The organism is Mesorhizobium sp. M0001 (assembly GCF_040324255.1).
GTDB lineage: Bacteria > Pseudomonadota > Alphaproteobacteria > Rhizobiales > Rhizobiaceae > Mesorhizobium.
This window is the reverse complement of sequence record NZ_JAMYVS010000010.1, coordinates 201691-226623: the sequence shown is the minus strand read 5'-3', so window position 1 is coordinate 226623 and position 24933 is coordinate 201691. Positions and strand designations below refer to the sequence as shown.

Below are 24933 nucleotides of genomic sequence, written 5' to 3'. Positions count from 1 at the left end.
TCCCCTGAGGGATGCGCCGGCTCCCTCAACGACGCGGCGACTTCCGTCATATCATCAAGTTCAGATCAGGAACCTGCGGCAGGTGTGCTCCAGAACCTTGTGCCATCATCACCTCGGACGCCTTCAAGGCGCTGCCGCATCGCGTGCGTGCACAGCGCGCCATCCTCGTTGACCTTTCCCAGCTTGGCGGGTGCGAACCCGAGTTGATTGGCCCATTGGGGAACTGGACATGAAGTCGGCGCCGGGAGCTATCAGGGCTTCACGAACCGAAACGCGAAGCGATCGGTCTCGCCCTTGATCGCGGGATCGAACACCTTGATCGAGTGCTGGTCATCCCTGTTCAAGAGCACGGTGCTTTCCGCGTCCAGCACGAAGCCGGCCGCCTCCACCTCCTCGCGGACGGATGCAGAGTCGATCCGATGCAGCGACTGGGTGTCGCTCGTGCCCGACCCAGCTGCGGCGGCGTGGTCGACGATGACGTAGGACCCACCGGGTTTCAGCCGCTTGTAGACAGCTCGATTGAAGTCGGCCGCCGTCGCACCCTTCTTCTGGATCAGGGCGGTGTGAAGATCGTGGTAAAACAGGTGCAGCCATAGGACATCGGCTGGCGGCGTGACCTCCGGCATCGCGACGAGGTCCGCCGAGGCGGCTTCGACGTTCTCTCGGCCCGGCTCCTTCGCGAGCGTCCGCATGAGGCCGACCGGATCGTTCTTGAAGTGGGCGACCTCCGCCGGCACGAATCTGTAGACCCGCCCCTCGGATCCGACGATGTCGGAGAAGAGGCGCGTCCAGTCTCCGTCGCCAGCGTAGACGTCGATCACGGTGGAGCCCGCCTCGATTCGTGCGAACCGGATTAACTCGGATACCTTGGATTGGTCGTACATCGAAATCTCCTAGTGGATATTCTTCTCGGTGCTCATAATGATTTCTCCATTTGCTCGGATCGGATCGCGCTTGATCCGATCCGAGTTCCGATCGCCTGCGTTGTCTCTTTGCCGGTGTGGACGTCGTGCTCGTCAGTCGAACTTGACCAAGTCCTTGAAGATGAGACGACCCCAGCTGTCTCCGCGCGCCTGGACCAGCAGGCCACCTTCCGACACCCCGCCAAGCTTGATCGGCGCGAAACCGAGATTTTCCGCAAGCTCCCCAATCCGTGTTGCGGCAGCGTCATCGTCGCTTGCCAGGAACACGACCCTCCGGCCACCATGTACGGCCGGATCCTGACCAAGCACCGGGGCGACCAGATGGTTGAAGCCCTTGACCAGTTTTGCGCCAGAGAAGGCCTGCGCGATGAACTTGGAAGAAGGTTGTCCTCCCAGTTCCTCCGCGGGCACGCCATAGGCATTGGTCACATCGATGATCGTCTTCCCCTGCCAGGTGGGGAGCGCCTTCGCAACATCCGGGTGCGCCTCGAAGCGGACAGCCAAAAAGATGATGTCCGCCTTGATGGCTTCCGCCAGTTTTTTGGGGATGATCGTGGGTCCGATCGCGGCCGCATCGGCGGCAAAGCTTTCCGGGTCGCGTGTGGTTGCAACGGAAACTTCGATGCCGTTTCGGGCAAACGCCTTGGCAAGGGCCTGTCCGATATTGCCGAATCCTACGATTGCATAGTTCATAGTACTTCTCCGATCTGGTGCTAATGCCGGGCTCAGACTTGTGCCATGCCTCCATCGACGGCGAGATCCACGCCGGTGACGAAAGAACTTTCATCGGAGGCGAGGAACGTTACGGCAGCCGCGATTTCCTCTGGTTTGCCCCTGCGACCCATTGGGATCTGTGACGCAAACTGGGCGGCCGCTTGCTCGGCTTGCTCAGGGGTAAGGCCAGTCGTTGTCTCCAAGGCCGGCGTTTCGATTGGTCCCGGACTCATTGCATTGACGCGGATTTTGCGGTCTTTGAATTCCAGTGTCCAAGCGCGCGCGAAGTTGCGTACAGCCGCCTTGCTCGCGGCGTAGGTACTAAACTCTGGAAGCCCCAACACGTTCGACACTGAAGAATTCAGGATGATCGAACCGCCGTCTTTGAACAGGGGAAGGGCCTTCTGCACCGTAAAGAACAGACCCTTCACGTTCACATCGAAGGTCTGATCAAAATGTGCCTCGGTAGCGACCGCGAGCGGTGCGATCGTCCCCGCGCCGGCGTTGGCGAAGAGAATGTCGATATGACCATGTTTCTCCTTCACGACGACATAGAGGCGATCCAGATCTTCCAGGAGCGACACGTCACCCACGACCGTCGTAACGTTTTTCATGATGAAGGCTGCAGCCTCGTTCAGCTCTTTCTCTCTTCGCCCGGTAATCACGACGTGCGCTCCTTCTTCTACGAAGCGCTTGGCTGTGGCCAACCCGATCCCGCTGCTTCCGCCCGTGATGACTGCGATCTTGCCTTCGAGTTTTTTCATAATTCTTTGTCTTTCGTTGCGCGCGGGCCAGGTACGGACCGCGCTGGGGGTCAGAGTTGAGCCAGGCCGCCGTCGACGGCGACTTCGCTGGCGGTCATGAAGCTGCTGTCCGGCGACGCGAGAAAGGCGGCCACGGCCCCGATCTCCGCCGGATCGGCCATGCGCTGGAGCGGAGTCATCGCGCCGTAGGCCTTCTGGCCTTCCTCGCCTAACGCCTCCTTCGCGAGTTCGGTCGCCGTCGCTCCGGGCGACAGCACGTTTACGCGGATGCCGGTGCCCTTCAGGTCTTCCGCCCAGGTCCGCGCCAGGTTGCGCACTGCCGCCTTGCTCGCGCTATAGGCAGTGAACCCCGGAGCGCCCGTGGTGCCGGCGCTCGACCCGGTCAGGATGATCGAACCGCCCTGGCTCATCAGCGGCAGCGCCTTCTGGACCGTGAAGATCGTACCCTTCACATTGGTGTCGAAGGTTTCGTCAATGTGCCTGGCGGTGATCTGGCCGAGCGGAAGCGGGCTTCCCGCCCCGGCATTGGCGAAGACGATGTCGAGGCTTCCGCGCTCGGCCTTCACCGCAGCGTAGAGTCGGTCGAGGTCGGCCTCATCCGAGACCGAGCCCATAACCGCGCGGGCATTAGGCCCAAGGTCAGCCACGGCGGCGTCGAGCGCTTCCTGCCGGCGGCCGAAGATGAAGACGAAGGCGCCCTCCTCGATAAAGCGCTTGGCTGCGGCGCGGCCGATGCCCGTAGCGCCGCCGGTTATCACAGCGGTCTTTCCATTCAGTCTGTTCATGTCATGCATCCTTCGTTTCGCCGTCTCGTGTCTTTGGCTGTACGGGAAAGTCCCGCGAGAGCCTCAAGATGGGTTCGCCGAAGTCGGGCGGTGAGTGCGCAATCGCGCACATCGCTGGTGCGAAAACGATCCAGTAGATGATTGAACGCCACGATGACCGCACGAACTTACGGCTGATCGTGTTAGTATGGGCTTTTGCAAGCCGCACTTCGCTGCGCAGGAATGCACCATGATCGACTGGGATGACGTTCGCTACTTTCTTGCTGCCGCGCGCGTAGGCTCGGTGCGTGCCGCCGCCGCACACCTCGGTGTGAACCACTCGACCGTGCTGCGACGCATCGCTCAGCTCGAGGAACGCCTCGGGGCGCAGATGTTCGAAAAGCTGCCTTCCGGCTACCGCCTGACGGCTGCGGGCGAAGAGGTCCTCGATCTCGCGACCCAGATGGAAGCGTCGTCGCACCAGCTGGAGACGCGAGTCTTCGGTCGTGACCAGAGCGCGCGCGGGTTTTTGCGGGTGACGCTTCCACCGTTCCTCGCCACACACCTGCTCATGCCGGATCTCGCCGACTTCGCGCGTTTGCATCGCGACATCGAGATGGAAATCTTGTCGTCCGGTGAGCTGGCAAATCTGACCAACCGAGAGGCCGACGTCGCGATCCGCATTGTCGCCGACCGCAAGACCCTGCCGCTCAATCTTCACGGCCTGAAGGGACCGGAGCTGTTCAGCGGCGTCTACATGTCTCGCGATCGACTAGCCGCGTGGCGTGCGGGCACGCTTGATCCCATCCGATGGATAGGCATAGACAATCATGGAATTCCGGACTGGGCGCGCGAGGGAGAAGTTCACGTCACGGGAGTACCGTTCAGGACACCTGACGCCGAGACGCAGATCATCGCGGCGCACCAGGGGATTGGGATAACGAAACTGCCGTGCTTCGTCGGAGATACCGACCCCCTGCTGGTGAGGGTGCCGGGGATCGACGTGCCCATGCATGGGACACTCTGGCTTCTCACGCAAGGCGAGACACGCAAGACGAAGCGGGTGCGGCTCTTCACAGAGTTCGTATCCCGCAGGCTCGCCGCGTACGCTCCGCTTCTCTCGGGGCTGTCCATATCGCGCGACTGACGCCCGGCAGATCCGCCGGCAACGCTTCCCGCAATCCGGGTGGAAGCCGAGCTGCGATCGCTTGAAGCGGCGTGTTCAATCCGCGAATCCAGTGGGAGTAGGGAAACGGCGGCAGTAGCGTAGAGGTACCAGCCTAAGCTCGACCTCTTCCCACACCATGATCAGACAACGATGCCACCGTCTTCAGCGCGCCATCGAGCATGTCGCCTTTCTCGTCTTTCAGCGCAGCTTCGCGCAACCGCCTGATCCAGTCGGCAGCGTCATCGCGGCTCCTGACCAGATCGAGCGCCGACAGCACGCGATCGAATTTGGACTGGGCGCGGAGGTGGGTGTCGCTGTAGCCCTTGATCAGCCGGCGGCAGTTCAAGATTTCGACGGCGAGCGCGTAGTCCTGAGGCGCGTGGCTGAGCGCCAGCGCATACCAGCGCTCCAGATGCGCCGTCTCGACCTTGTGGCGCAACAGGCGCCGCCGCCAGCGGCGCAGGCCGCCAATCAACCAGAGGACCGCAAAGCCGGCAAAGCTGTCGGTGCGGATGCGCCGGCCGCGATTGATGCGCCGGTCGAGAAAGCCGGCAAGTTTCGGCCGGTTCTCGATGTAGCTGCCAAACCCCGCCGGCAAGGTGCCGCAGAACTCCTCGATGCGCGGATGGAAATATTCGGTCACTTGCAGGATGGAGCCGTCCTTGACGCCCACCTCCTTGCGCACCCGCCGGTCACGCGTCGAACGTGTCTTGAGATCGGCGACGCGGATCATGTCGTCGTAGCACAGCGCGTTGGCCAGATGCTTGGCGGCAGCGATGGACAATGCATGGGCATGTTCAGCGCTATCCAGCGCGACCGCCTGGTCGAGCCGGTCGAGATACTCGCCGCCATAGGAGATGTCCTGGTAGTCGACGACCTTTCTCAGGCCCCGGAGCGCCATGTCGCGCACCGCCGCGGGCATCAGGTCGATGCGGGCGGCCAGCGCCTGCCAACCCTGCAGCAGGTTCGGCGGACCGCTCACACGCCCTGAACCCGGAGCGGGGTCGACCGTGGCCGGTTCTGCCGGCTGTGGCGCGGGGGCCGTCGTACCGCGCGCGCGGTCGTAGGCGACGGCGAAGGCAGCAAGGCTGGCTTTCGCACCCCGGCCGCCGGCGCCGATCGCTTGCTCATAGCTTTCACGCGTGAACGGCAATGCGTCGGAGCCGGCCAGCGCGCCAAGCAGACTGGCCGAGATCATTGAGCCATTGTCCGCGGCGATCTTTTCCATGTCGAAGGCGATGAAGCGTTTCGATGCAGCTTCCGCCGTCGCGCGTACCTTGGAAGACGAGGCCCGGCCGTCACCCGGCTCGATCTTTTCCGACACCGCGGCGATACGGTGCGAGGAGGTGATCAGCGTGGTGCGATCGGGCGTGACGAAGCCCCTGATGATGGCGCGGCCGGCTTCCATCAGCTCGGCGGCGATCAATATGTCGACATCGCCTTGCGAAGGCGAAAGGGCAAAGACCGGCAGCCGGCCGGTGTCGCGGGCCATCTCGACGTAATAGATCGTAGCGCCGGTGCGCTGGGCGACGCCGGCGACCGAGGTCGATTGCGCGACATAGGAATTGCGCTCGGCGACATCGGTGATCCAGTCGGCGAGCACGCCGCCGCCCTGGCCGCCGACCGCGAGCAAAGCGAGTTTGATCACCGGCTCGGTATCGGCGGCATCGGATTTCGGGCGCAAGGGCGAAGCCTGGTCAAGCATCGGCGAACGTCAACCTGCGGCTTTCACGGCGCCGCTGCAGCAGGCCGATCACGGCGCGGCGCGTGCCTTCCAGAAAACGATCCCAGCGGCGGGGATTGTGCACGACATCGGCGCGGTAGAAGGAAGGGCACAGCACCGCTGCATCCGCCACTTCACCGCAATTGCCGCAGCCGACGCAGCTCTGGTCGATCGATGCCACCGGATCGTCGCGCAACGGATCGTCGAGCGACTTTACCGACAGCGACGGGCAGCCGGACAGCCGCATACAGGCATGGTCGCCGGTGCAGATATCCTCATCGACGCCGAACTTCGGCTTGACGACGCGAGTCCCACCCTTGATCGCCTTGTCGACCAGCGGCTTTTCGCGGCGCTGGCGATTGAGCATGCATTCAGACGAGGCAACGATGACCTTGGGACCCTTTTCGTCCGTCGTCAGCGCCTCACGTAACGTGTCCTGCATCTTGGTGATGTCATAGGTGCGGTCGACATGGCGCAGCCATTTGACGCCCATGCCCTTCACCGCCTCGGTGATCGGATGCTTGGTCGACTTGGTCTTGTTGCCCGCACGCGACGACAGGATGTCCTGCCCACCGGTGGCGGCGGAGTAAAAATTGTCGACGATGACGATGACGCCGTCGTTCTTGTTGAAGACCGCGTTGCCGATCGAGGAGGTCAGGCCATTGTGCCAGAAGCCGCCATCGCCGACGAAAGAGATCGACCGCCGTTTGGCGTCGGGCGAATTGAACGCCGATGCCGATGCCGGCCCCAGCCCGTAGCCCATGGTGGTGGCGCCGAGCTCGAAAGGCGGCATGATCGAGAACAAATGGCAGCCGATGTCGGATGCGATGTGGTGGTTCCCGAGTTCCTGCTCGACCAGCTTTGTCGCGGCAAAAATCGGCCGCTCCGGGCAACCGATGCAGAAGCCTGGCGGACGTCCCGGCACGACGTTGATCAGGTCCGCGGCGTCAACGCCGTCGCCGACCTTGTTGGGCGCGCGCACCTCACCCGGCAAGAGATGCGGGGCCTCGGCGCGCAGGAAGGCGCCGATGCCGTCCAGCATGACCTGGCCGGTATATTCGCCGGCCATCGGCAGATACTCCTTGCCGACCAGCCTGGTGCCGCGCCCGGCCTTGTGCAGCATGGCGGCAAAGGCCTGCTCGATGTAGTTGGGCTGGCCCTCCTCGACCACGAGCACCGTCTGCTTGCCTTCGCAGAAGGTGAGGAACTCGTCATCGATCAGGGGATAGACGGCGTTGAGAACGTAGAGCGGCACATCCGTCTCGCCATAGGTGTCGGCAAGGCCGAGCCGCTGCAAGGCGCGGATGACCGAATTGTACATGCCGCCCTGCATGACGATGCCGACCGAGCCATGGTCCGAACCGAAGAATTCGTTGATCTTGTTCTTGGCGATGAACTCCACCGCCGCCGGCCAGCGCTTCTGCACCTTCTCCTTCTCGTGCAGGAAGGAGGCGGGCGGCAACACGATGCGGCCGGTGTCGCGGCGCGGCGCGTCGAGCGCATCGGCCACCGTCATCGGCGGGCGCTTGTTGTCCTTGGCGATGAAATGGCCATGCACATGGCAGCAGCGGATGCGCACCTGCAGCATCACCGGCGTGTTGGATGCCTCGGACAGCTCGAAACCATCCTCCACCGCCTTGACGATCGACGGCAAATTGGGGCGCGGGTCGAGTAGCCAGACCTGGCTCTTCATGGCGAAGGCGTGGCTGCGCTCCTGCATGATCGAGGAGCCTTCGCCATAGTCTTCGCCGACGATGATCAGCGCGCCGCCGGTGACGCCGCCGGAGGCGAGGTTGGCCAGTGCGTCGGACGCGACATTGGTGCCGACGGTCGACTTGAAGGTCGCCGCACCGCGAATGGGGTAATGCACCGAGGCCGCCAGCATGGCGGTGGCGGTGGCTTCCGAGGCGCTCGCCTCGAAATGCACCCCGAGTTCGCCCAGAATCTCCTGTGCGTCGGCCAGCACGTCCATCAGATGGCTGATCGGCGCGCCCTGGTATCCGCCGACATAGCCGACGCCGCATTGCAGCAGCGCCTTGGTGATGGCGAGAATGCCTTCGCCCGCAAATTCCTCGCCGGCGCCGAGCCTGAGTTTTTCGACTTCCTTGGCAAAAGAGCGTTCGGCCATTTTTCCAACCTTCCGTTGCCGGCGGTGCGGCCGGCGCCTAACGTCTAGATGTCGTGCTTGCGAATGTTCTTCAGCATCTTCTGCAATGTGGCGATCAGCGCCGCGTATTCGGCGTCGTCGACATCGTCGAACATCGCCTCGAACGCGTCATGCATTGCCGGCCAGGCGCGCGCGAACTCGGCGCGGCCGTCATCGGTCAGGAAGACATGGCGGATGCGGCTGTCTGTGACGCCTTGCTCGCGCCGCACGAAGCCTTGCCCTTCCAGCGTGTCGAGCGTGCGGCTCAAGGTCGACTGCTCGATGACGGTGTAGACCGAGAGGTCGTTGACGGTGACACCGTCGGTGACCGACAGCACGGCGAGCGTGCGGACCTGCGGAATGGTCAGGCCCTGCTTGCGGAAATCGTCGCGCAAGGTGGCGTTGTAGCGCCCCATGATGCGGTTCATCAGATAGGGCGCGAATTGCTGCAGGCCGATCTGGCCAAGCGTCGAAATGCGCTGGCGTTTTTCTGCGACCTTCTGCTCCATCACAGCCTGCCCGCCAGAAGAAAGCCGGAGCCGCCGCCGAGCCCTGCACCCGGATGGGTGGAGGCGCCGATGTGATAGAGGTTTTTGATGCCGGTCTGATGGTTGCGGCTGGTCTTGAACGGCCGCCACAGGAACGACTGGTCGATGGTGGACGACCCGCCATACGGGTCGCCGCCGACCAGATTGATGTTCATCGCTTCGAGATCGGCCGGTGAATAGGCGCGGCGCGCAATCACGCTGCCCTTGAAGCCATCGATGTGGCTGGCGAGAATGGTTTCGACGCGGTCGGCGTAGGCTTCACGCAGCGCCTCGGTCCATTGTCCGTCAGCCGGTGCATGCAGCGTGCCTGCGGCGTCGCCCTTGATGTGCCTGGGCGCCTCGGGCAGTTGCAGCCACAGGATCGCCTTGCCCTCCGGGCAGCGCGACGGATCGAGCGCATGCGGCTGGCCGACGCAGATGGTCGGCACTTCGGGCAGCATGCCGCGCGCCGCCTCGTTGCAGGCTTTCGAGACGCCATCGAGCCCCGGCGTCAGGTGCAACAATGCCACCTGGTCCAGGCCAGCACCGCGCCATGCCGGCGGCTTGTTCAGCGCATAGTGAATCTGGAAATTGCCTTTGCCGTAGCGATATTTCTGTGTCGCTTCGACATCGGCCTTGGGAGCCTCGCTGCCGAGCAACCGGTGGTAAAGCTGCGTCGGCGTGACCGAACAGATGACGCTCTTGTTTGCTGTAATCGTTTCGCGCGAGGCGAGCCGTACGCCGGTCGCGCGGCCACCGCTCTGGACGATCGAGGCGACATCGGCGACGGTACGGATGTCGCCACCACGTTCCCTTATCAGAGCTTCGAAGGCGGTGAGCAGGGTCTTCGCTCCACCCTTGACGATCGGCGCCCCGGCCGCTTCCAGCGCGAAGGCAATGACCTTGGCGATCTGCCCTGAGAAGGCGTCTTCCGGTCCGAGCCCGGCGTGCAGCACCCAGGGCGCCCACAGCGCGCGGATTGTCTCGGACCGATAGGTGCTTTCCAGCCAGCTGCGCGCCGGCACCAGTGCTTCGCCGAGAAAGGCGGCAAGGCCGCGTGGGCTGCGCCGCCAGGCATCGCCGGCCAGCAGTTTCGCCGTCGGATAGGACCACAGGCTGCCGCCGAGCAGGCCGAACAACAGGCCGGCATTGCGCTCGATGCCGCTGACATCGTCCGCATGCCGGTCGCCATCGTCGGCGGCAATCGCATTGATTGCCGCGACATTGGCGGCGCGGTTGGTGGTGAGCACTGCATGACTGCCGTCCGGCCGCAGCACGCCAGTTGGCGTGCCGGTGTGGCAGAATTCCAGCCCGTGCCTGGCGAGATCGCCGCCCAACGCCGCAAAAGCCGGCGAGGTGATGAACAGCACGAAGGTGGTTGCCATCACGTCATGGATAAAGCCGGGAGCGGTGATCTCCTCGGTACGCACGCAGCCGCCGATGCGGTCGTTGCGCTCGAGGACGAGCACACGCGCCCCTTTGCCGCCGAGCATCGCCGCGCAGACCAGCGCGTTGATGCCGCTGCCAACGATGATGTGATCCGGCTGGCTCACCTTGGCGTGCTTTCACCTAGCCGTTGGATACAAGCGCCAGCGCGCGGATAGGGCTGCCGGTGCCATGCTCGATCTTGAGCGGTGCGGCGATCAGGATGGCGCCCTTTGGAGGCAACTGGTCGAGGTTGCAGAGGCTGGCGAGGCCATAGCGGTTCGCCTTGTGCATCAGCGTGTGGGCTGGAAATGGCGGCTCCATCCCGCCTGCCTTGCCGGCATCGGTGCCGATCGTCTCTGAGCCCCAGCCCTTGATATCCTTGCTGATCAGGAACTGGATGGCTTCGGCTGTCGGACCTGGCGTATGTGGGCCGGTTTCGTTGGCGTTGAGGAATTCGGCTTCCGAGCCATTGCGCTTATACCAGTCGGTGCGCATCACCACCCACTCCCCGGCGTTGATGGCGCCATGCTTGGCTTCCCACGCCTTGATGTGGTCGACGGTGAGCAGGAAGTCGTGGTCAGCGGCGGCTTCCTTCGAGCAGTCGATGACATTGACCGGACCAATGAAATTCTGCGCCGGAATGGTGTCGGTGGCGCCGTCCGGATAGTCCTTGCCGCTGATCCAATGCTGCGGCGCATCGAAATGCGTGCCCGAATGCTCCCCAAGCTTCAGCCAGTTCCATGCCCACCACGGGCCGTTCTTGTCATAACGGGAGATGTTATGGATCTCGACCTTTGGCGTGTCGACGGCAAGCTCCGGCGGCAGCTTGATAAGAGGCGTGTCGGGTCCGAGTTGCGCAGAGAGGTCGACCACCCTGATGGCGCCTGAAAGCAGCTGGCCGGCGACTTCGCCGAGGAGTTTTTGCGTGTCCATGGTCTGAAGTTCCCTCTTTCTGGTGAAGATCAAGGCTCGTCTCGGCCCTTAATATCCTACTAGACGAAAACATATGCATCTGCAATTATCTTTAAGCATAAAGGAAATGGGAACGGGGCGTGAGCGAGTTCGACGCCATCTTTGTCGGGGCGGGCCACAACAGTCTGGCATGCGCCGCGCATCTCGCGCTCAAAGGCTGGAAAACCGGGATTTTCGAGCGCAGCGCAGCAATCGGTGGCGCCGTCCAGACCCACGAATACACGCTTCCCGGCTTCCGGCACGATTTCGGTGCAATGAATCTGAGCCTGTTCGCCGGCTCCGCCTTCCACCGGAAATATGCAAATGAATTGAAAGCACAGGGTCTTGAGTTCGCGCCGGTCGCCGACTGTTTTGCCAGCGCCTTCCCGGACGGACGCTGGTTCGGCGTCAGCAACGATCTGGAAAAAACCACCGGCCGCATGGCCGCTTTCTCCGCCGCCGATGCCGCGACCTGGCGTAGACTGGTCGCTGCCTTCCCGGCAGAGGCCGAGCATCTGTTCCGGCTGCTGGGCTCGCCGATGAGTGCCCGCGCGCTTGCCGGCACCGCCTGGAACCTGTGGCGCAAGAAGGGCATGTCAGGCGCGCTCGATACTGGTAGGCTTTTGCTGTCATCGCCGCGCGCCTGGCTGGAGGAAAATTTCGAGTCCGCGCATGTGCGGGCAACGCTTGCCACCTGGGGCATGCATCTCGACTTCGCCCCCGACATCGCCGGCGGCGCCGTATTCCCCTATCTTGAATCGATGGCCAATCAGAGCTTCGGCATGGTGCTGGGCAAGGGTGGCGCCGACACCATCATCCGCGCGTTGTCGGGCATGGTGGCGTCGGCCGGCGGCACGATCGTCACCGGGGCGGAAGTTGCCGAGATCACAGTTGCCGGCGGCAAGGCATCGGGCGTGCGACTCGCTTCAGGTGAGACACATACGGCGACCAAGGCAGTGATTGCCGGCGTCGCGCCCAAGGCGTTGAGCGGCAGGTTGCTACCCAACGGTTCCGGCGACGCCGGCTTCGACACGGCGATGCAGAAATTCCGGCACGCGCCGGGCACGATGATGATCCATCTGGCGCTCGACGACCTGCCCGATTGGCGCGCCGGCGCCGAGCTTCGGCAGTTCGCCTATGTGCATCTGTCGCCGTCGCTCGACGCGATGTCGCGCACCTATCAGCAGGCGATGGCGGGCATGCTGCCGGACGAACCGGTGCTGGTCGTCGGCCAGCCGACCGCGATCGATCCGTCGCGCGCGCCTCAGGGCAAACATGTGCTGTGGGTGCAAGTGCGCATGCTGCCTGCCGAAATCCTGGGCGATGCGGCAGGCAGGATCGCTCACGCGCATTGGGATCAGGTCAAGGATGCCTACGCCGAGCGCGTGCTCGACATCATCGAGATATACGCACCCGGACTGCGCCCGAAAATCCTCGGCCGTGCAGTGTTCTCGCCAATCGACCTCGAGCGTGAGAACCCCAATCTCGTCGGTGGCGACCAGGTCTGCGGCAGCCATCATCTGGCGCAGAATTTCCTGTTCCGCCCGGCGCGCGGTTATGCCGGCTGGAACACGCCGGTCGGCAATCTGCATCTCATAGGCGCCGCGACATGGCCCGGCGCCGGCACCGGCGCGGCCTCCGGCTTCATGCTCGCGCAACAGCTTGGCGGGAGGTAGCTCGCAAGATTTCATGAAGGCGACGAGAGGCAAGGCGCTGCTGCCCACGAAGCCCGGATCGATAAACTGATAGTGCCGCGCAAAGACAACAAAACCAACAAGGGGAACGACCATGACAATCAACAGACGAGAATTGCTGGGATACAGTGCCGCGGCACTTGGGGTGGCGGCGATCGGCCTGCCTGAGATCGCCAAGGCGGCAGCGGGCGAGCTGACCATCGCCTATAACGTCAACCTGCCGTCCTGGGATCCGACCACCGGACCCTCGGCCGTCAACCCGACGATCCAGGGCCTCTACCAGTCAGTGTTCGACCAGTTCATTCCGCAAAAGCCGGACCTGTCCTTTGCGCCTGGCCTGCTCACCGAATGGGGCTGGAACGAGGATCGCACCAAGGTGACGATGACGGTGCGCGAAGGCGTGACCTGGCATGACGGCTCGCCCTTCACGCCCGAGGACGTGGTCTGGTCGCTGCAGCGGGCGGGCGACGAAAAGACCGGCAATCCGATCCAGTTCGTCTGGAAGAACGTCAACAATTTCAAGATCGACGGCAACAAGATCACCGGCGACGTCGTGCAGTTCGATCCGGTCTATTTCAAATGGATGTCGTTCCTGACCGGCTACATCCTGCCGAAGGCCTACTACGAGAAGGTTGGCGCGGAAGGTTTCGAGAAGGCGCCGATCGGCACCGGCCCGTACATGGTGGAAAAATTCGAGCGAAATGCTTTCCTCCGACTGAAGGCCAACCCGCACTATTGGGGCGACAAGCCGGCCTTCGAGAATGTGACGATCAAGTTCGTCACCGACGCGGCGAGCCGCGTTGCCGAGATCGAATCCGGTTCCTCGCAGGTGACGCTGGAGGTCCCCTATGAAGAGTATGACCGGCTGATCGCCAAGGACGGGCTTGCCGGCTCGTGCAAGCCTGTTTCCGACATCGGCATGATCTTCTTCAATGACATTGAAGCGATGCTGGACAAGAACGTCCGCCAGGCCGCTGTCATGGCTGTGGACAAGGAGCTTCTGGTCAAACGGCTGCTGCGCGGCTATGGCCAGCCGATCGCTACGCTGGAGACCCCGGAGTACACGGCCTTCGATGCCTCGATCAAGGTCGAGCACAATCCTGAAAAGGCCAAGGAGCTGCTCGCGGCTTCCGGCTATTCGCCGGAAAAACCGGTCAAGTTCACCATCCAGACGACCAAGGGCTTCAAGCCCAAGGATTATGAGATGATCCAGGCGATCGTCGGCATGTGGCGTAAGGTCGGCATCGAGGCGACGATCGAGGTCTACGAGATCGCCAAGCACTATGAACTGCGCTCCGCCGACAAGCTGGCGCCGGCCGCCTTCTACAATTGGGGCAACGCCATCGGCGACCCGACGACGTCGACTGGTTTTGCCATGTATGGGCCGAGCCCGCATTCGGTGTGGGACAGCCAGGACCTGATCGACATGATCAATCCGCTCTGGGGCGAGAAGGACGAGGCCAAGCGCATCGCCGGCTGGAAGGCTGTCGACAAGTATATCGCCGAGCAGGCCTATGTGCTGCCGCTGATTCAGTATGCGCAACCTATCGTGCATGCCAAGGGCGTCAACGTGGTGCAGCATGTGTCCGGCGCGCTGCTGCCGGCGCTGATGACCCCTGCCTGATATCGGCTTGTGGGCGCCACCCTTCGCTGAGCGGCCCCCTCATCCGGCCCTTCGGGCCACCTTCTCCCCGCTGGGGAGAAGAGACCAGCTCAGCTGTCCGTGACCTCTTCTCCCCTCGGGGAGAAGGTGGCCGCGAAGCGGACGAATGAGGGGGCTCTTCGTTAGAAACGCACTGGGCCAACACCAGAATGCTCCTGCAACGATTCCTGATCCGTCTGCTGACGATGCTGATCACGCTGTTCGGCGTGGCTGTCGTCGTCTTCGTCGTGATCCGCGTCGCGCCTGGTGACCCGATCGCCATGATGCTGCCCCCCGGTGCGACAGATGCCGACATCGACCGGCTGCGTGCACTCTACGGGCTCGACAAGACCATCGTGCAGCAATTCTTCATCTGGCTGTCCGGCGTCGTCAGGGGCGATTTTGGCACCTCGATTTCGCTCAGGCAAGATGTGCTCAGCCTTGTCTTCAATCGTTTGCCGGCAACGCTGGAACTTGCCATCATCGCGCTCGTCATGGCGGTTGGGCTCGGCGGCACGACGGCGATCCTCGGAGCCCGCGAGCGCGGCACGGCGGTCGAAGCCGGCATCGATATCGCCAGCGGCGCCGCCCTTTCCATTCCCGATTTCCTGTGGGGCCTCGTGCTGATCCTTTTGTTTGGCGTGCTGGTGCCGATCTTCGATATCTCCGGCCGCGTGTCGCCGCAGCTCGATCTGCCCTTCGTCACCCAGTTCTATTTCTTCGAGAGCTTGCTTCGGCTGCGCTTCGACCTGACCTGGGATCTGCTGAAACACATGCTGATGCCGGCAGTAGCCTTGGCATTGCCGCTGGCGGCAATCATCGCGCAGTTGCTGAAACAGTCGCTGAAGGAAGTGCTTGACCTCGACTATGTCGTGCTGGCGCGGGTGAAGGGGTTTTCGGAAACGCAGGTTATCCTGCGCGAGGCGCTGAAGAACGCTGCCTTGCCGACACTGACTCTCGTCGGCGTCCAGTTCACCTTCCTTGTCGGCGGCACGGTCATCGTCGAGCGGCTGTTTTCCTACGAAGGGCTCGGCAACATGGCGATCGATGCCGTCATCAACCGCGACCTGCCGCTGATCCAAGGCATCGTGCTGGTGTTCGCGCTGCTGTTCGTGCTGATCAATCTTGCAGTCGACATGATGTATGCGCTGCTCAATCCGAGGCTGCGCCATGGGTGAGGCACGCATGGCCCGGCGCGGATTGGGCCTGAGGCTGTGGCTGGCCGGCGGCTGGCTGCTGCTGGTACTTCTTGCGGCGATGTTCGCGCCGCTGGTGGCGCCGCAGGACCCGCTGGCGCAGGATCTGATGCTGGAGCGGCTGCCGCCCTTCTGGCTCGATGGCGCCGAGCCCGGCTATTGGCTGGGCACCGATAGCCTCGGCCGCGACCTCTTGTCGCGGCTTATCTTCGGCGGCCAAATCGCCTTCATCGTCGCCTTCGCTGCGGCGATTGCCGCCTGCCTTGTCGGCTCGACGCTCGGATTGGTCGCCGGCTATTTCGGCGGCTGGGCCGACCGCATCATTTCACGCATCGTCGATGTCTGGATGGCATTTCCTCCGGTGCTGTTCGCCATCCTGCTGGTCGCGGTGCTCGGCACTGGTCTCAGCTCCGTCATCCTCGCCATCGCCATCATCGACTGGACGCGCTTTTGCCGGGTGATCCGCGCCGAAGCGATGGGCCAGTCGCGCATGGACTATGTCGAGAACGCCCGCATCGCCGGCTATGGCCGCATCGGCATCATGCTGCGCGAGGTGCTGCCCAATGTGGTGCCGTCGATCGTGGCACTGCTGTCGCTGGAGATGGGCATCGCCGTCATCGTCGAGGCCATCCTGTCCTTCGTCAATCTGTCGATCTCGACCGACGATCCGACCTGGGGCGGCATCATCGCCGAGGGCCGGCTGTCGATCCATCAGGCCTGGTGGGTGCTGGTGTTTCCGCTTGTCACGCTGATCCTCACCGTGCTGTCGTTCAGCCAGTTCGGTGAGGCGCTGAAGACACGCTTCGATCCGGTGCTGCGATGAGCGCTTGCCTGGATATTGCCAATCTGAGCGCCGTGCTGCCGAACGGCCAGCGCGTGCTGCGGTCGGTGTCGCTCTCCGTGCAGCCGGGTGAGGTGCGTGCTCTTGTTGGCGAGAGCGGCGCCGGCAAGACGATGATCGGCAAGGCGGTGCTCGGTGTGCTGCCGTCAAGCGTGCGCATCGTCGAAGGCGCCATGCAGCTCGAAGGCGAAGACCTCGGCAGGCTGCAGCCCAAGGCAAGGCGCACGCTGATCGGCGCTCGCACGGCGCTGATCCCGCAAGATCCGTTGACTGCGCTCAACCCGTCGCGCCGCATCGGTCCGCAGATGACTGACCGGCTGGTGCGCATTCTCGGCTGGAACGGTGACAAGGCGGACAAGCGTATCCGGCAATTGTTGGATGAGGTGCAGATCCGCGATCCCGACCGGGTGCTGAAATGCTATCCGCACGAGCTGTCCGGCGGCATGCGCCAGCGTGTGCTGATCGCCGCCGCCTTCGCCGCCGAGCCACGGCTGATCGTGGCCGACGAGCCGACAACCGCGCTCGACGTTACCGTGCAAAAGCAGATCCTGCGACTGATCGCCGAGCTGCAGCGCGAGCATGGCACCGCGATCCTGTTCGTCACCCACGATCTCGGCGTCGTTGCAAAGATCAGCCAGCAAGTGTCTGTGCTCTACGCCGGCAAGGTGGTGGAAGAGGCTGACACAGCCGCTCTCTTCGCCGCGCCTGAGCATCCCTATACGCGGGCATTGATGGCCGCTACGCCGCGCTACACGGATCCCTTTGCCTCGCTGAAGCCGGTGGATGAGACGGTGCTGGCAGGACTCGCTGCGGAGATCGCCGCCTCCGACCAGGCGTGGAGAGGGCCGCATGGTTGAGCCGCTGTTTTCCGTGCGCGGGCTGAAGGTGGCGCTGCCCGACATGACCCGCAAGCCGCTGATCGGGCGCGCGCCGCTGGCCGAGATTTTGAGAGGCCTGGATTTCGATCTGCCGAGGGGCTTGGTGACCGGCATCGTCGGTGAATCCGGGTCCGGAAAATCGACGCTCGGCCGCACGCTTGTCAGACTTCTGGAGCCGAGCGTCGGCAGCATCCATTTCGAGGGCCGCGATATCGCCCATCTGCCGGATGCGGAGCTGCGACCTCTGCGCCGCGACCTGCAGATGATCTTCCAGGACCCGATGTCGTCGCTCAACCCGCGTCGCACCATCGCCGGCATCATTGCCGCGCCGCTCAAGCAGAATGGGCTTGGCGACAGGCTTAGGGAACGCGTCGCCGAGGCATTGCATCGCGTCGGCCTGCCGCAAAGCTTCGCTAGTCGCTATCGTCATGAACTGTCGGGCGGGCAGCGCCAGCGCGTCGGAATTGCGCGCGCGTTGGCGCTTTCGCCGAAATTCGTGCTGGCCGACGAGATCGTCTCCGGCCTCGACGTATCGACGCAGGCGCAGATCCTCACCCTTTTGGAGAGACTGGCCGCGGAGATGGGGCTGACGGTCGCCTTCATCAGCCACGACCTGTCGGTCATCCGGCGGCTGTGCCAACAAGTGATCGTCATGCGCGAGGGCAGGATCGTCGAGGCGAGCGCCACCGATGCGCTGTTCGACAATCCCAGGGAGACCTACACGCGCGACCTGCTTGCCGCCATCCCACTGCCTGAGATCGACGCGGACTGGTTGCGGCCAGCAACGAAAGCGCCGGCATAGGACTGTTCACCCACCACGCCGAACAGCGGGCTTCGGACGTGCATGAGGGCAAAATCAGCCCGCGAACGGAGGGTAACATGAACCATGCAATCCGCGGCACGATGCTTGCCGCGATCCTGTTCGGCTCGGTGGGAGCGGCCTCGGCCGATTCGATCCCCGGCATGCGCGGCCACGACCACACCGGCATCACGGTGCCCGACATGAAGCAGGCAGTCGACTTCTTCACCGAAGTCGTCGGCTGCAAGAAGGCGATGTCGTTCGGCCCGTTCGCCGACGACAAGGGCACCTTCATGCAGGACCTTCTGGGCGTCGATCCGAAGGCTGTCATCGAGCAGGTCACCATGGTGCGTTGCGGCTATGGATCGAACATAGAGCTGTTCAAATACACCGCGCCCGACCAGAAGGATTTGACGCCGAAGAACAGCGATATCGGCGGCTTCCACATTGCCTTGTATGTCGATGATGTCGCCGCGGCGAAAGCCTATCTCGATGGCAAGGGGGTGAAGACGCGGATGGGGCCGCTGCCGGTCAAGGAAGGTCCGGCGGCCGGCCAGACCATCCTCTATTTCCAGGCGCCATGGGGATTGCAACTGGAGGCGATCAGCTATCCCGATGGGATGGCCTATGAGAAGGGTGCCGAGACTGTGCTGTGGAGCCCGAAGAACCCGGAGAAGTGATTTCCAGAGCGCGCTTGTGGGGCCAACCTGCAGGCGCGCCACCCGTGTCCTGCAATCGTTCCAACATGAAACTTTAAGCTTGAAATATTTTATCTCCGGCGCGATACTTGAGATGCAGCAAGCGAAGAGGAGATCGCACGGATGAAGGTTGCGGTTCTCGGTGGCGGACCAGCCGGCCTCTACTTTGCCATTTCAATGAAGCTGCGGGACGCCGCCCACGAGGTCACGGTGTTCGAGCGCAACCGCGCCGACGATACGTTCGGCTGGGGCGTCGTGCTGTCGGCCGAAACACTCGACAACCTTGCCAAAAATGACCCGGTCAGCGCTGTCTGGATCAAGAAGCATTTCGCCTATTGGGACGACATCGCCGTCATCCATGACGGCGTGCGCACGGTCTCGTCGGGCCACGGTTTCTGTGGCATCGGCCGCAAGCGGCTTCTGGTCCTGCTGCAGCGACGCGCGCGCGAACTTGGCGTGAGGCTGATGTTCGAGAGCGATATCGCCGACCCTCAGCCCTATATGGAGACGCATGATCTGGTCGTCGCCGCCGATGGGCTGAACTCAAGGGCGCGCAACAACTTTGTCGAAGTCTTCAAGCCCGACATCGACACCCGCAAATGCAAATTCGTCTGGCTCGGCACCAACCAGAAATTCGACGACGCCTTCACCTTCATCTTCGAGAAGACCGAGCATGGCTGGGTGTGGGCGCACGCCTATCAATTCGACAGCGAGACAGCGACCTTCATTGTCGAGTGCAGCGAACAGACCTGGGCTGCCTTCGGCTTCGGCGCCATGTCGCAGCAGGAATCCATCGCCGTCTGCGAGCGCATCTTTGAGAAACATCTCGGCGCCCACGCGCTGATGACCAATGCCAATCACATCAGAGGTTCGGCCTGGATCAATTTCCCGCGCGTGCTGTGCGAACGCTGGTCCTACAAGAACCTGGCTCTGATGGGCGACGCGGCGGCCTCGGCACATTTCTCGATCGGCTCCGGGACCAAGCTCGCATTGGAAAGCGCGGTGGCGCTGGCCGAATATGTCAAAACCGAACCGGACCTCGACGCCGCCTTCCGCAAGTATGAGGATGCGCGCCGCACCGAGGTGCTGAAGCTGCAGTCGGCGGCGCGCAATTCGCTGGAGTGGTTCGAGGAGGTCGAGCGCTATCTCGGCCTCGATCCGGTGCAGTTCAATTATTCGCTGCTGACCCGCTCGCAACGCATCAGCCACGAGAATTTGCGGCTGCGCGATGCCAAATGGCTTGAAAGCGCCGAGGAATGGTTCCAGCGCCAGGCAGGGGCAGGCGGCAACAGGCAGCGCCGGGCACCGATGTTCGCGCCGTTCAAACTGCGCGACATGCAGCTCAACAACCGCATCGTCGTTTCGCCGATGGCGCAGTACAAGGCAGTCGATGGCTGCCCGACCGACTGGCATTTCGCCCACTATGCCGAGCGTGCCAAGGGCGGCGCCGGGCTTGTCTATATCGAGATGACCTGCGTCAGCCCGGAAGGACGCATCACGCCCGGTTGTCCCGGCTTCTATGCGTCCGAACATGAGGTGGCGTGGAAGCGGCTGGTCGATTTCGTCCACACCGAGACCGAGGCGAAAATCTGCGCCCAGATTGGCCATTCCGGGGCCAAGGGCTCGACCCGTGTCGGGTGGGAAGGCACCGACGTGCCGCTCGCCTCGGGCAATTGGCCGGTCATGGCGGCCTCGGCGATTGCATGGTCGCCTGAGAATCAGGTGCCGAAAGCCATGGACCGCGCCGACATGGACGAGGTGCGTGACCAGTTCGTCGCGTCCACCGAGATGGCAGATCGCTGCGGTTTCGACATGCTCGAGATCCATGCCGCGCATGGCTATTTGCTGTCGTCCTTCATCACGCCGGTCACCAACCAGCGCACGGATGAGTATGGCGGTTCGCGGGAAAATCGCATGCGCTATCCCCTGGAAATCTTCCATGCGGTGCGCGCCGCCTGGCCGACGCGAAAGCCGATCTCGGTGCGAATTTCGGCCAATGATTGGGTCGGCATCGAAGGTGTGACGCCGGCCGATGCGGTGGAGATCGCGCGGATGCTGCACGAAGCCGGCGTCGACATATGCGACGTCTCGGCAGGCCAGACCTCGATTGCCGCCAAGCCTGTCTATGGCCGAATGTTCCAGACGCCGTTCTCGGACCGCATCCGCAACGAGGTCGGCATGGCGACGATGGCGGTCGGCAACATCTACGAGCCGGATCATGTCAATTCGATCCTGATGGCCGGCCGCGCCGACCTGGTGGCCCTGGCACGGCCGCATCTCGCCGATCCCTACTGGACGCTGCATGCGGCCGTGACGCTCGGTGATCGTGGTGTCAAATGGCCGGATCCCTATCTGCCCGGACGCGACCAGATCTACCGGCTGGCCGAGCGCGATGCGGCGGCGGGGCTGAAAGTATGACGACGGCCTTGGCGATTTCAGGCAAGCATGCGCTGGTCACTGGCGGCGGCTCCGGCGTCGGCCGGGCCATAGCACTCGTGCTGGCCGAGGCCGGCATAGAGGTGACCATATGCGGGCGGCGCGAGGCCGAGCTTGCCAAGGTGGCTGGCGAGAACGACCGCATCCACGCCATGTCAGCCGATGTTGCCAACGAGGCGGCGGTGACATCGCTCTACGCGCAAGCGGAAGCCGTGCGCGGCCCGTTCGACATCGTCGTCGCCAATGCCGGCATGGCCGGCAGCACGCCGGCGCACAAGACCTCGCTTGCCGACTGGCAGCGGACGCTCGACGTCAATCTGACCGGCGCCTTCCTGACGGTGAAGCCGGCGCTGGCCGGCATGGCCGCGCGCAAGGCGGGCCGGATCGTCTTCGTCGCCTCGACCGCAGGGCTGAAAGGCTACGCCTATGTCGCGCCCTACGTGGCGGCCAAGCATGGGGTGGTCGGGCTGATGCGGGCACTGGCGGCCGAGACGGCGAAATCCGGCGTGACCGTCAACGCCGTTTGCCCGGGCTTCGTAGAGACCGACATGCTGGTGGACTCCATTCAGCGCGTCGTCGAAAAGACCGGCCGCTCAGTCGAGCAGGCGCGGGCGAGCCTTGCCTCGACCAACCCGCAAGGCCGTTTCATCCAGCCGCAGGAAGTTGCCGCGGCGGTGCTCTGGCTGTGCGGCGATGCGGCTGCGTCGATTACCGGACAAGCGATTTCGATCTCAGGAGGCGAAACATGGTAGCCGGCCCATTGCCCGCGCCGTCGGGACCCGGCAAGGACCGGCTGCGTCTCTGGATCAGGCTGCTGCGCGCCTCGCGCACGATCGAGGCCGAGCTGCGCGAGCGCCTGAAGAAGGAATTCGATACGACACTGCCGCGTTTCGACGTCATGGCCGCCCTCTACCGCGCGCCGGAAGGCATGCTGATGAGCGATCTGTCGCGCTTCCTGCTGGTATCCAACGGCAATGTCACCGGCATTGTCGACCGGCTGGTTTCGGAAGGGGTGGTCGCGCGCGCGCGCCGCAATGGCGATCGCCGCACATCCATGGTGCGACTGACCGACGAGGGTTCCAAATCTTTTGCCGCAATGGCCGCGGCGCATGAGGGTTGGATCGGAGAATTGCTGGCCAAGGTCAGCGAGGAGGATGCGCGCCGGCTGACCGGCATGCTGACCTCGTTCCGCAGCAACTGGGAGGGACGCGAATGAGTTCGATGGCCGGCCTCAAGCCGAAGCACTTCCTTTGGGAAGTCGAAGGCAGGATCGCCAGGGTGCGGCTCGACCGGCCGGAGCGCAAGAATCCGCTGACCTTCGCCAGCTATGCGGAACTGCGCGATACGTTCCGCGATCTTGTCTATGCCGACGACGTCGACGCCGTGGTGTTCCTGCCCAATGGCGGCAATTTCTGCTCTGGCGGCGATGTCCACGACATTATCGGCCCCTTGGTCAAGATGGACATGAAGGAGTTGCTCGCCTTCACCCGCATGACCGGCGATTTCGTCAAGGCGATGCTCAATTGCGGCAAGCCGATCATCGCGGCGGTCGACGGGGTCGCGGTCGGCGCCGGCGCCATCATCGCCATGAGCGCCGACATCCGCATCGCCACGCCGGAGGCCAAGACCGCTTTCCTGTTCACCCGCGTCGGGCTTGCCGGCTGCGATATGGGCGCGTGCGCGATCCTGCCGCGCATCATCGGCCAGGGCCGTGCCGCCGAATTGCTCTACACCGGCCGCACGATGACGGCGGCGGAAGGCGAGCGCTGGGGCTTCTACAACAGGCTGGTCGATGCCGCAGTGCTCGAGGCCGACGCGCTCGAGATGGCGGCGCGCATCGTCTCCGGCCCGACCTTCGCGCACGGCATCACCAAGACGCAGCTCAACCAGGAATGGTCGATGGGCCTCGACCAGGCGATCGAAGCGGAAGCGCAGGCGCAGGCGATCTGCATGCAGACGCGTGACTTCGAGCGCGCCTACAAGGCTTTAGTCGCCAAGGAAAAACCGGTGTTCGAGGGCAATTGATGGCTGACAAGAGTTTCCTCAGCTGGCCGTTCTTTGAAGATCGCCACCGCGAACTCGCCGAGCGCCTTGATGCCTGGTGCGCCAGGAACCTGCCGGTCGATCACCATGACGTCGATGCCGCCTGCCGTGAGCTTGTGGCCAAACTTGGCCGCGACGGCTGGCTGAAGCCGACGGCGCTCGATACCGACAATCCCGGACCACTCGATGTCCGCACTTTGTGCATCACGCGCGAGACGCTGGCGCGCCATGACGGCCTGGCCGACTTCGCCTTCGCCATGCAGGGCCTCGGCACCGGCGCGCTCAGCCTGTTCGGCACGCCCGGCCAGCAGCAATGGCTGGCAAAGACCAGGGCCGGCAAGGCGATCTCGGCGTTCGCGTTGTCGGAGCCGCGTTCAGGCTCGGACGTCGCCAATATGGAAATGTCTGCGACGCGCTATGGCGACGATTATATTCTGTCGGGTGAAAAAACCTGGATATCCAACGGTGGCATCGCCGATCTCTACGTCGTCTTTGCGCGCACCGGCGAGGCGCCGGGCGCCAAGGGGCTTTCCGCGTTTCTCGTGCCTGCAGACACCAAGGGACTCGGCATCGCCGAGCGGCTTGAAGTGATCGCGCCGCATCCGCTGGCGCGGCTCTCCTTCGACCAGGTCCGGGTACCGGCCTCGGCGCTGATCGGCAAACCGGGAGACGGCTTCCGCATCGCCATGTCGGTGCTTGACGTGTTCCGATCGACGGTCGGCGCGGCGGCACTCGGCTTTGCCCGCCGGGCGCTGGACGAAAGCATCAGCAGGGTGGCCGAGCGCAAACTTTTCGGCGCTCCGATGGCAGAGCTGCAGATGGTGCAAGGCCATATCGCCGACATGGCGCTGGACATCGATGCCGCGGCGCTGCTGGTCTACCGCGCTGCCTGGACCAAGGACATGGGCGCGGCTCGTGTCACCCGCGAGGCGGCGATGGCTAAGCTGTTCGCCACCGACAAGGCGCAAGAGGTGATCGACAAGGCTGTGCAGTTGCATGGGGGGGACGGCGTCCGCAAGGGCCATATCGTCGAGAGCCTCTATCGCGAGATCCGCGCGCTACGCATCTACGAGGGCGCATCCGATGTGCAGAAGGTGGTGATCGCACGGCAGGTGATGGGCGCGGCCTGACAGCGACGTATTTGATTTTGAGATTTGGTTTTAAGAATACCGGGGAGGCTTGAAAATGCACGAGATCCTGCAGCCGGAGGGCTGGGCGAAACCGGTCGGCTACGCCAACGGCATTGCTGCGCGCGGCAGGCTCGTCTTCGTGGGCGGACAGGTCGGCTGGAACGGGCAGTGCCAGTTCGAAACCGACGATTTCGCCGGCCAGGTGCGGCAGACGCTGCAAAACATCGTCGCCGTGCTGGCGGAAGCCGGCGCGGAGCCACGGCACATCACCACGATGACCTGGTATTTCACCGACAAGGCCGAATATCTCGGCAATCTCAAGGGTATAGGCGAGGCCTATCGCGAGGTGATCGGCCGGCATTTCCCAGCGATGGCCGCCATGCAGGTGGTGGCGCTGGTGGAAGATCGCGCCAAGATCGAAATTCAGGCAACCGCCGTCATTCCGGATTAACGAATTCGTTATTCCCG

Annotated in this window: 23 protein-coding genes and 1 pseudogene; 15 read left to right on the top strand and 9 right to left on the bottom strand. The window is 63.5% G+C overall.

Features of this window, described 5'->3' with window-relative positions; genetic code table 11:
* Positions 1 to 251: 251 nt before the first annotated feature.
* The 4 genes from NKK50_RS24795 to NKK50_RS24780 form a co-directional block, all read right to left on the bottom strand.
* Positions 252 to 884, bottom strand: coding sequence for a class I SAM-dependent methyltransferase (locus NKK50_RS24795; RefSeq protein WP_352543976.1), 633 nt, complete (start codon positions 882 to 884; stop codon positions 252 to 254).
* A gap of 132 nt (positions 885 to 1016) precedes the next feature.
* The gene (locus NKK50_RS24790; RefSeq protein ID WP_352543975.1) at positions 1017 to 1616 is read right to left on the bottom strand and encodes an NADPH-dependent F420 reductase; all 600 of its coding nucleotides are present in this window, start codon (positions 1614 to 1616) and stop codon (positions 1017 to 1019) included.
* Between the two features lie 32 nt (positions 1617 to 1648).
* Positions 1649 to 2401 carry an SDR family NAD(P)-dependent oxidoreductase gene (locus NKK50_RS24785; RefSeq protein ID WP_352543974.1) on the bottom strand — a complete coding sequence of 251 codons (753 nt, stop codon included), beginning with the start codon at positions 2399 to 2401 and terminating at the stop codon, positions 1649 to 1651.
* A gap of 50 nt (positions 2402 to 2451) precedes the next feature.
* Positions 2452 to 3186, bottom strand: coding sequence for an SDR family NAD(P)-dependent oxidoreductase (locus tag NKK50_RS24780; protein ID WP_023699875.1), 735 nt, complete (start codon positions 3184 to 3186; stop codon positions 2452 to 2454).
* Positions 3187 to 3415: 229 nt separating this feature from the next.
* Between NKK50_RS24780 and NKK50_RS24775 the strand changes: the two genes are divergently transcribed.
* On the top strand, positions 3416 to 4312 hold the full coding sequence (locus NKK50_RS24775; RefSeq protein ID WP_352543973.1) for a LysR family transcriptional regulator: 897 nt from the start codon (positions 3416 to 3418) through the stop codon (positions 4310 to 4312).
* 133 nt (positions 4313 to 4445) lie between these two features.
* Here NKK50_RS24775 and NKK50_RS24770 read toward each other — a convergent pair whose 3' ends face one another.
* The 5 genes from NKK50_RS24770 to NKK50_RS24750 are packed head-to-tail and all read right to left on the bottom strand — an operon-like array spanning position 4446 to position 11090.
* Entirely contained in the window at positions 4446 to 6038 is a 1593-nt protein-coding gene (locus NKK50_RS24770) for an indolepyruvate oxidoreductase subunit beta family protein (RefSeq protein WP_023699873.1), read from the bottom strand.
* Entirely contained in the window at positions 6031 to 8184 is a 2154-nt protein-coding gene (locus tag NKK50_RS24765; protein WP_023699872.1) for a thiamine pyrophosphate-dependent enzyme, read from the bottom strand. Before NKK50_RS24765 ends, NKK50_RS24770 begins: the two co-directional genes overlap by 8 nt.
* Before the next feature lie 44 nt (positions 8185 to 8228).
* Positions 8229 to 8711 carry a MarR family winged helix-turn-helix transcriptional regulator gene (locus tag NKK50_RS24760; RefSeq protein ID WP_023667791.1) on the bottom strand — a complete coding sequence of 161 codons (483 nt, stop codon included), beginning with the start codon at positions 8709 to 8711 and terminating at the stop codon, positions 8229 to 8231.
* Positions 8711 to 10282, bottom strand: a complete 1572-nt coding sequence (locus NKK50_RS24755; RefSeq protein ID WP_352543972.1) for a phytoene desaturase family protein — start codon at positions 10280 to 10282, stop codon at positions 8711 to 8713. The genes NKK50_RS24760 and NKK50_RS24755 overlap by 1 nt, the downstream gene beginning before the upstream one ends.
* A gap of 16 nt (positions 10283 to 10298) precedes the next feature.
* Positions 10299 to 11090: a cyclase family protein gene (locus NKK50_RS24750; protein WP_023708108.1), complete on the bottom strand. Its 792-nt coding sequence runs from the start codon at positions 11088 to 11090 to the stop codon at positions 10299 to 10301.
* Between the two features lie 119 nt (positions 11091 to 11209).
* Between NKK50_RS24750 and NKK50_RS24745 the strand changes: the two genes are divergently transcribed.
* The 14 genes and pseudogenes from NKK50_RS24745 (at position 11210) to NKK50_RS24685 (ending at position 24916) form a co-directional block, all read left to right on the top strand.
* Complete coding sequence (locus NKK50_RS24745; RefSeq protein ID WP_352543971.1) at positions 11210 to 12784, top strand: phytoene desaturase family protein; 1575 nt, start codon at positions 11210 to 11212, stop codon at positions 12782 to 12784.
* Positions 12785 to 12896: 112 nt separating this feature from the next.
* On the top strand, positions 12897 to 14426 hold the full coding sequence (locus NKK50_RS24740) for an ABC transporter substrate-binding protein (RefSeq protein WP_352543970.1): 1530 nt from the start codon (positions 12897 to 12899) through the stop codon (positions 14424 to 14426).
* 33 nt (positions 14427 to 14459) lie between these two features.
* Positions 14460 to 14572, top strand: a pseudogene (locus NKK50_RS31385) (endonuclease domain-containing protein); the annotation flags it as partial.
* Positions 14573 to 14614: 42 nt separating this feature from the next.
* Positions 14615 to 15622, top strand: coding sequence for an ABC transporter permease (locus NKK50_RS24735; protein ID WP_023667796.1), 1008 nt, complete (start codon positions 14615 to 14617; stop codon positions 15620 to 15622).
* Complete coding sequence (locus NKK50_RS24730) at positions 15615 to 16463, top strand: ABC transporter permease (protein WP_023667797.1); 849 nt, start codon at positions 15615 to 15617, stop codon at positions 16461 to 16463. The genes NKK50_RS24735 and NKK50_RS24730 overlap by 8 nt, the downstream gene beginning before the upstream one ends.
* Entirely contained in the window at positions 16460 to 17338 is an 879-nt protein-coding gene (locus NKK50_RS24725) for an ABC transporter ATP-binding protein (RefSeq protein ID WP_023686914.1), read from the top strand. Before NKK50_RS24730 ends, NKK50_RS24725 begins: the two co-directional genes overlap by 4 nt.
* The gene (locus tag NKK50_RS24720) at positions 17331 to 18161 is read left to right on the top strand and encodes an ATP-binding cassette domain-containing protein (protein ID WP_352462129.1); all 831 of its coding nucleotides are present in this window, start codon (positions 17331 to 17333) and stop codon (positions 18159 to 18161) included. Before NKK50_RS24725 ends, NKK50_RS24720 begins: the two co-directional genes overlap by 8 nt.
* Positions 18162 to 18238: 77 nt before the next feature.
* Entirely contained in the window at positions 18239 to 18838 is a 600-nt protein-coding gene (locus NKK50_RS24715) for a VOC family protein (protein WP_023804450.1), read from the top strand.
* 141 nt (positions 18839 to 18979) lie between these two features.
* Positions 18980 to 21274 carry a bifunctional salicylyl-CoA 5-hydroxylase/oxidoreductase gene (locus NKK50_RS24710; protein WP_352543969.1) on the top strand — a complete coding sequence of 765 codons (2295 nt, stop codon included), beginning with the start codon at positions 18980 to 18982 and terminating at the stop codon, positions 21272 to 21274.
* A complete protein-coding gene (locus NKK50_RS24705) occupies positions 21271 to 22044 on the top strand; it encodes an SDR family NAD(P)-dependent oxidoreductase (protein WP_023834924.1) in 774 nt (257 codons plus the stop codon). The genes NKK50_RS24710 and NKK50_RS24705 overlap by 4 nt, the downstream gene beginning before the upstream one ends.
* On the top strand, positions 22038 to 22508 hold the full coding sequence (locus NKK50_RS24700) for a MarR family winged helix-turn-helix transcriptional regulator (RefSeq protein ID WP_023667803.1): 471 nt from the start codon (positions 22038 to 22040) through the stop codon (positions 22506 to 22508). The genes NKK50_RS24705 and NKK50_RS24700 overlap by 7 nt, the downstream gene beginning before the upstream one ends.
* Positions 22505 to 23317 (top strand): enoyl-CoA hydratase family protein, encoded by an 813-nt coding sequence (locus NKK50_RS24695; RefSeq protein WP_023834923.1) that lies wholly within the window; start codon positions 22505 to 22507, stop codon positions 23315 to 23317. Before NKK50_RS24700 ends, NKK50_RS24695 begins: the two co-directional genes overlap by 4 nt.
* On the top strand, positions 23317 to 24465 hold the full coding sequence (locus tag NKK50_RS24690; protein ID WP_023834922.1) for an acyl-CoA dehydrogenase family protein: 1149 nt from the start codon (positions 23317 to 23319) through the stop codon (positions 24463 to 24465). The genes NKK50_RS24695 and NKK50_RS24690 overlap by 1 nt, the downstream gene beginning before the upstream one ends.
* Before the next feature lie 55 nt (positions 24466 to 24520).
* Positions 24521 to 24916, top strand: coding sequence for a RidA family protein (locus tag NKK50_RS24685; RefSeq protein ID WP_023682729.1), 396 nt, complete (start codon positions 24521 to 24523; stop codon positions 24914 to 24916).
* The last annotated feature ends 17 nt before the right edge of the window (positions 24917 to 24933 follow it).

Bases quoted from the DNA above. Each gene is read 5' to 3' on its own strand.
- NKK50_RS24795 (WP_352543976.1), bottom strand. From the start codon at position 884: ATGTACGACCAATCCAAGGTATCCGAGTTAATCCGGTTCGCACGAATC.
- NKK50_RS24790 (WP_352543975.1), bottom strand. From the start codon at position 1,616: ATGAACTATGCAATCGTAGGATTCGGCAATATCGGACAGGCCCTTGCC.
- NKK50_RS24785 (WP_352543974.1), bottom strand. From the start codon at position 2,401: ATGAAAAAACTCGAAGGCAAGATCGCAGTCATCACGGGCGGAAGCAGC.
- NKK50_RS24780 (WP_023699875.1), bottom strand. From the start codon at position 3,186: ATGAACAGACTGAATGGAAAGACCGCTGTGATAACCGGCGGCGCTACG.
- NKK50_RS24775 (WP_352543973.1), top strand. From the start codon at position 3,416: ATGATCGACTGGGATGACGTTCGCTACTTTCTTGCTGCCGCGCGCGTA.
- NKK50_RS24770 (WP_023699873.1), bottom strand. From the start codon at position 6,038: ATGCTTGACCAGGCTTCGCCCTTGCGCCCGAAATCCGATGCCGCCGAT.
- NKK50_RS24765 (WP_023699872.1), bottom strand. From the start codon at position 8,184: ATGGCCGAACGCTCTTTTGCCAAGGAAGTCGAAAAACTCAGGCTCGGC.
- NKK50_RS24760 (WP_023667791.1), bottom strand. From the start codon at position 8,711: ATGGAGCAGAAGGTCGCAGAAAAACGCCAGCGCATTTCGACGCTTGGC.
- NKK50_RS24750 (WP_023708108.1), bottom strand. From the start codon at position 11,090: ATGGACACGCAAAAACTCCTCGGCGAAGTCGCCGGCCAGCTGCTTTCA.
- NKK50_RS24740 (WP_352543970.1), top strand. From the start codon at position 12,897: ATGACAATCAACAGACGAGAATTGCTGGGATACAGTGCCGCGGCACTT.
- NKK50_RS24735 (WP_023667796.1), top strand. From the start codon at position 14,615: ATGCTCCTGCAACGATTCCTGATCCGTCTGCTGACGATGCTGATCACG.
- NKK50_RS24730 (WP_023667797.1), top strand. From the start codon at position 15,615: ATGGGTGAGGCACGCATGGCCCGGCGCGGATTGGGCCTGAGGCTGTGG.
- NKK50_RS24725 (WP_023686914.1), top strand. From the start codon at position 16,460: ATGAGCGCTTGCCTGGATATTGCCAATCTGAGCGCCGTGCTGCCGAAC.
- NKK50_RS24720 (WP_352462129.1), top strand. From the start codon at position 17,331: ATGGTTGAGCCGCTGTTTTCCGTGCGCGGGCTGAAGGTGGCGCTGCCC.
- NKK50_RS24715 (WP_023804450.1), top strand. From the start codon at position 18,239: ATGAACCATGCAATCCGCGGCACGATGCTTGCCGCGATCCTGTTCGGC.
- NKK50_RS24710 (WP_352543969.1), top strand. From the start codon at position 18,980: ATGAAGGTTGCGGTTCTCGGTGGCGGACCAGCCGGCCTCTACTTTGCC.
- NKK50_RS24705 (WP_023834924.1), top strand. From the start codon at position 21,271: ATGACGACGGCCTTGGCGATTTCAGGCAAGCATGCGCTGGTCACTGGC.
- NKK50_RS24700 (WP_023667803.1), top strand. From the start codon at position 22,038: ATGGTAGCCGGCCCATTGCCCGCGCCGTCGGGACCCGGCAAGGACCGG.
- NKK50_RS24695 (WP_023834923.1), top strand. From the start codon at position 22,505: ATGAGTTCGATGGCCGGCCTCAAGCCGAAGCACTTCCTTTGGGAAGTC.
- NKK50_RS24690 (WP_023834922.1), top strand. From the start codon at position 23,317: ATGGCTGACAAGAGTTTCCTCAGCTGGCCGTTCTTTGAAGATCGCCAC.
- NKK50_RS24685 (WP_023682729.1), top strand. From the start codon at position 24,521: ATGCACGAGATCCTGCAGCCGGAGGGCTGGGCGAAACCGGTCGGCTAC.